The organism is Streptomyces bobili (genome assembly GCF_002154575.1).
Taxonomy (GTDB): Bacteria; Actinomycetota; Actinomycetes; order Streptomycetales; family Streptomycetaceae; genus Streptomyces; species Streptomyces bobili.
On record NZ_MUBA01000822.1, the window covers coordinates 1 to 603 of the forward strand.

1 protein-coding gene is annotated in these 603 nt (G+C 72.5%); it reads right to left on the bottom strand.

Annotated features, from left to right (window positions below):
- Window positions 1-551: SDR family NAD(P)-dependent oxidoreductase (locus tag BZL64_RS37955; RefSeq protein WP_086773483.1), on the bottom strand; the 551-nt coding region annotated here is incomplete at its 3' end.
- Window positions 552-603 lie beyond the last annotated feature (52 nt).

Consider the following 603-nt stretch of genomic DNA (forward strand, 5'->3'; position numbering starts at 1 on the left):
ACGGCGTTGACGCGGATGCCGTGCGCGCCGACCTCGCTCGCCAGGGTCTTCGTCAGCTGGACCACGGCGGCCTTGGCGACGCCGTAGCACAGGAGGCCGGGAGCGCCCGTGTCGACCGCGCCCGAGGCCATCGTGATGATGCTGCCGCGGGTGTGATGGGCGAGCATCAGGCGGGCTGCCTCCTGGCAGGCGTGCAGGACGCCCTTGAAGTTGACGGCCAGGACGCGGTCCAGGTCCTCCTCGCGCGTCTCCAGGACGGGGCTGCTGTGCATGATGCCGGCGACGGCGGCCATGATGTGCAGCCGTTCGCAGGAGTCCACGGCCCGGCGTAGCCGGGCTCGGTCGGTGACGTCCAGGTGGTGGGTGTGGGCCGTACCGCCACGGTCCTTGATGAGGGCGGCCGTCTCCTGCAAGCCCTTCGCGTCGCGGTCCGCGCCGTGCACCGTGGCGCCGGCCTCGGCGAGCAGGACGGCACACGCGCGGCCGATGCCGGCGGCGGCGCCGGTGACGAACGCGGTCCGCCCGGTGAGGTCGTACGCCTTCACGCCCATGAGGGGACGGTACGAGGGTTTCTGACGGTCCGTCAATTGGGTGGGCGGGGGC